This is a genomic window from Sphingomonas sp. S6, from assembly GCF_043498045.1.
Taxonomy (GTDB): Bacteria; Pseudomonadota; Alphaproteobacteria; order Sphingomonadales; family Sphingomonadaceae; genus Sphingomonas.
In genome coordinates this window covers 1-4958 of sequence record NZ_JBIEOE010000036.1, presented here as the reverse complement: position 1 = coordinate 4958, position 4958 = coordinate 1, and the positions used below count along the sequence as shown (strand labels likewise).

Genomic DNA, 4958 nt, shown 5'->3' with positions numbered 1-4958 from the left:
CACCGCCAAGCGAACAGCCTAGAACACCAGGATGAGGGGTCCCTTTTCGACGCCGATCACCCCGCTAACGGGGTCCCTTTTCCACGCCGATCCACAGCTATTTCTCGGCCTTGCTGCTGGGATCGTGGTGTTTTTGGTGTTGCACCCTGGTGCGGCGGTAGGTGGTATCAAGTTGCTGATCCCCATCGGCACCGTCGCGTTGAGCCTAATACTGGCACTGCGGGTCGAGTGGCCACGACCGGACGGCATCCTGATCGATGAAGCCGAAGCGCCCAACCTGCACCAGTCCGTCGACACTCTTCGGACAGCGACTAAGGGCCCTCGCATCCACGAAGTCCGTATCACCGGCGAAATGAACGCGGGGATCGCGCAATATCCTCGCCTCTTGTTCCTGCCGTCACGCAACATTCTCTACCTTGGCTTGCCCTTGCTTCAGGCTCTGGCGCCGGAGGAAGTGGAAGCGGTCATCGCCCATGAAATGGGCCATTTTGCCGGCGCTCATGGTCGGACGGCATCCTTCATCTACCATATCCGTATGCGCTGGTCCCAGCTGGGCGAGCGTCTTTCCCGCGGCATTGTGGCTGGCGGGCTGCGGCGTTTCTTCCGCTGGTACGGCCCCTGGTTTGCTGCCTACAGCTTCGTGCTCGCTCGTCGGCAGGAGTATGAGGCGGATGCGCTTGCCGCGAGGATCGTCGGGTCTGCAACCACTGGCAACGCATTGATCAGGATCGCGTATCAAAGTGCGCGCTGGTATGAAGGCTGGTCTTTAATCTGGGCGCGAGCCGTGGAGCGGCCCGATCCACCTTCGTCACCGTATCGCATGCTTGGCGAAGTCGCGTTTGCCGCACCGGATGAGTCTGCGTCCGACATGTTGGCGCGAGCTCTTACCCGGCAACGCGATCTTGACGATACCCATCCGTCTTTATCCCAGCGTCTCGCTGCACTGGATGTGGTGCCGCAATTGCCACCGCCATTTGCGGAACCAGCCTCCATTGTACTGCTCGGTCCGGCTTTGACCACCATCGTCGATCGGCTTGATGCTGAATGGCACAATGCCGCCGAAGAAAGTTGGGCTGAAGAATTTAGCGCGCGCCAGGACTTGCTGGCGGAGCGGCAAGCGCTGGAGGACCGTGCCGGGGTCGAGGACCTCGATTACGAAGGACGGCACCGTCTCGCACAGTCGGTGGAGGTAATCGATGGTCCTCAACAGGGCGCCGATGCCTTTGCTGCGGTTCTGGAAGGATTTCCCGATGCCCATAACTCGCGCTTCCGACATGGTGATGCGTTGCTCGATGCGGGAGACGAAGCAGGCGTTGCATCCTTGATCGAGGCGGCGCGGGGCGAGCCTGCACTGTTGACTGCGGCACTCGATCGCATCGTTCGCTACGGTTATGCGACGGGACACGAGCAGCTGATCGCGACGTTCGAACCCCAGCTCGAGGCAGCTATCACAGCCGAGCAGGAGGCGCGGCGGACGTCCTCAGCGATTGATGAATCTGCCACAATTCGTGCACTCGAAGCCGAGAAGCGGGAAGAGTTGATCCAATTGACCGCCGGTGTCGCTGGCGTGAAGTGGCTTCTTGCAGGTGTGCGTGACTTGGCAAACGGGCAGCAGATCGTCTTTGTTTTTGCAGCGCGGCGTGACTTCACCGGCGCCGCGGTGCTTGACGCCCTGATCGATGCGATGCTGCCGGCCGGTGATCTCATCGGTATTCAGCATGGACGTGGGCGACGTTGGCTGACGAAGCGTTTGAGGCAATTGCCGACAGGCGTTATCCAAGACTGAGGACAGGCATTCCGACCCTGCTCAACGTTCAACAGTTGGCCTAGATATCCCGCCGCGGGCGGTTCTAACTCCTTGCGGCAGTCCCGTTTTCCTATGTCACACAGATCATTTTGGGAAAATTCAATTGGGGGCAGGTTTTAGGACAAAGGCTCGATCAGGAGGCATCGGGCGATCGAGCATTCCTTAGCCATCCTGGCTCTTCCGCCATCCGAACCGCACACCCGTATGTCTCGGAAACAGAGGTATTTCTCATACCGCAGCAAACCAACTGCAACTCGCGAAGAACCGGAGGCGCCGACGATCCGGCGCGGAAAAGCTGCGGGCGTAATCGACGTGTCGCATCCGAATAACAAAAGGATCACATCGCTCGTCTAGCGGCTGCCCACCGGCGCGGGAGAGGCGTCGTTTCACCGATAACAGACCGTTTGATCCCGGCGCACTCGCACCGGGCGCATTCGTAGCGCGTCCCGGTCCGGGCGCGATTCTTCGTGAATCTTTTGGGGGCATGGCGTGAGCAATCGGCGGATTTCGGTTCAAGGACGAAAGCATAGGCAGGCGTTTCGGAGCCTGCTTCTGAGCGCGGTCGCGGGAGGGGCGTTGCTGATGGGAGGTCCCGCGTCGGCAAAGGACGTCCCCGACGACGTGCAGACTGCAACCGACGGGCAGGAAATCGTCGTCACGGCGCAGCGCCGCGCGGAGAAGGCGCAGGACGTTCCTGCCGCGCTAACCGTGCTGACCGGCGCGGACTTGGAGAAGCGCAACCTGCAGAACGTCACCGACCTCGAAAATGCGGTCCCGAGCCTGGAGATCGACAGCCAGTTCGGGGGCGGGCAGCCGCAATTCCGCCTGCGCGGTGTCGGCGGCACCGATTATGCCGCCAACAACACCAACACGGTCGGCGTCTATGTCGACGAGGTCGCCTTTCCTTATGGCGTGACGACACAGAATGCGTTCTTCGACATCGCCCGTATTGAGGTGCTGCGCGGGCCCCAGGGAACCCTCTATGGCCGGAACAGCACTGGCGGCGCGATCAACGTCATCAGCAATGCACCGAGCGACCGGTTCGGCGCGGGAATCGACCTGTCCTATGGCAGCTTCAACGCCGTCTCCGCTCAAGGCTACGTCACCGGGCCGATTACCGACACATTGTCGGCGCGTATCGCACTGTCGGCCGATCGGGGCGGGGCGTGGCAACGCAACCGCGACACCGGCGAAGCGCTCGGCGATCGTGACCAGACCTCCGGTCGTTTGCGCCTGCGCTGGACGCCGGATGCGGCGACGACGGTCGATCTGATCGGTCATTATACGCGCGACCGGTCGGACGGGCTGGGCCTGCAGTTGCTGACCGACTTCACCACCGCGCGCGGCATCACCTACAAGGCCGATACCGACATCCGCACGACCGGATGGGGCGTCAGCCCGACGTTTGCGCAGATCATGGGTGTCGGCACCGATGCCAAGCCGTTCCGCAACAACATCGGCAAGGGCGGCAGCATCCACGTGACCAGTGACCTGGGTACGATGCAACTGACCGGCATCTACGCGCATGAGGACTTTACCCGGCGCGAATTCAACGACTGGGACGCAACCGCGTCGAACGAGGCAGGCACCTACTTCTTCAACCGCATCAAGACCGATTCCGGCGAATTGCGTATCGCTTCACCCGACCATGGCGACTTCCGCTGGTTGGGCGGGCTGTACGTCTCGCGCGAACGGGTAACCGGCGGCTTTTATTCGGACTTCTCCGACTTCCCGTCGCTCCGCAATTTCTGGAAGACCAGTTACGATCAGCATGTCGAATCCGTCAGCGCGTTCGGCAATGTCGAACAATATCTGACACCGCGCCTTCGCCTGTCCGCAGGCGCCCGGTACGAATATGAACGGCGAGCGTTAAGCGACTTCCGCAGCGAGATCATCGCACCGGTCTACAACCTCCGCGCGACTGCCAATCCGGTGCTGCACATGCGGGAATGGTCGGGCAAGGCGCTGCTCGACTGGCAGTTCATCGACACAGCGCACGCCTATGCCAGCGTCTCGCGCGGGGTGAAGTCGGGTGGCTTCACCACCTACAATAGTGGCCTGCCTGCACAGCTGGACCCCTATGAACCCGAAGTGCTGAAGGCCTATGAAGTGGGCCTAAAGTCGGAATTGTTCGGACGTAGACTGCGGCTGAACTTGGCTGCCTTCTACTACGACTATCTCGACCAGCAGTTGCAGGGCGTGCTCTACACCACGACGACCCGTGTCGGCCGCATCCTGAACGTGCCGCGGTCGCACCTGTACGGTGCCGAGGCCGAGATCAGCTTCAACCCCGTTCCGCTGCTCAGCATCGATCAGGCGATAGCCTATAAATACGGTCAGTATGACGAATTCGTCAGCCAATCGAACGCAACGCTCAACCCGACCACCGGCACCTATTCGAACATCCAATATGTGGACAATGCCGGCCAACGGCTGCCGCTACCCGACCTTGATTACAAGGGGCGCGTCGCCCTGCACGTGCCCGCTGGCGGGTGGCGGATCGAACCCGAGGTGAACTGGGCCTATCGCGCCGAGCGGTTCAGCGTGTCGGACGCCTCGCGCATCCCCGGTTACTGGTTGGCCAACGCCAATCTCGGCATCTCGCCTCCGGGTACGTCGCTGACGATCGCGGCCTATGTCTACAATCTGTTCGACGAACGGATCGAGGAGACGCGCAACCGCTTCATTTCAGCGCGGACCGTCGGCATCCATCCGCCACGCACCTTCGGCATGCGCCTGTCGTACAACTACTGACTGCTTCCACGAGGACACGTCCATGCCGATCGCCCCGATTGATCGCCGCCATTTCCTGATCGGGGCGGCGGTGGCCCCGACGATCCTGTCAATGGCCCATGCCGCAACACGGGTCGATCCCTTCGCGCTGGGCGTGGCGGCGGGCGAACCGGAACCCGACGGCTTCGTGCTGTGGACGCGCATTGCCCCCGATCCGCTCGCTGTTGATGGCCTAGGCGGGTTGTCGGGCGCGGTGCCGATCCGTTGGGAGGTTGCCGCTGACGACCGTTTCGGTCGTGTCCGTCAACGTGGTGTAATTTCAGGTGTGCCACCGGGCCGCATCGTTCAGGCGGCCTTGGGTGTAATCTGTAGGGGCGGTACCTCCTCGATCTGTGGTGTGGCGAGAGCGGTCATGCCT

At 61.8% G+C, this 4958-nt stretch carries 3 protein-coding genes; all 3 read left to right on the top strand.

Going from position 1 to position 4958, the window contains the following annotated elements:
• Nucleotides 1-31 precede the first annotated feature (31 nt).
• A complete protein-coding gene (locus ACGVWT_RS18980) occupies nt 32-1786 on the top strand; it encodes a M48 family metallopeptidase (protein WP_394427784.1) in 1755 nt (584 codons plus the stop codon).
• 603 nt (nt 1787-2389) lie between these two features.
• Nucleotides 2390-4561 carry a TonB-dependent receptor gene (locus tag ACGVWT_RS18975; protein ID WP_394427782.1) on the top strand — a complete coding sequence of 724 codons (2172 nt, stop codon included), beginning with the start codon at nt 2390-2392 and terminating at the stop codon, nt 4559-4561.
• A gap of 22 nt (nt 4562-4583) precedes the next feature.
• Nucleotides 4584-4958 (top strand): PhoD-like phosphatase N-terminal domain-containing protein (locus tag ACGVWT_RS18970; protein ID WP_394427780.1); only part of this gene is annotated, 375 nt, incomplete at its 3' end.

Excerpts from the sequence above, each read along its gene's own strand:
- ACGVWT_RS18975 (WP_394427782.1), top strand. The coding sequence starts at position 2,390 with ATGGGAGGTCCCGCGTCGGCAAAGGACGTCCCCGACGACGTGCAGACT.
- ACGVWT_RS18980 (WP_394427784.1), top strand. The coding sequence starts at position 32 with ATGAGGGGTCCCTTTTCGACGCCGATCACCCCGCTAACGGGGTCCCTT.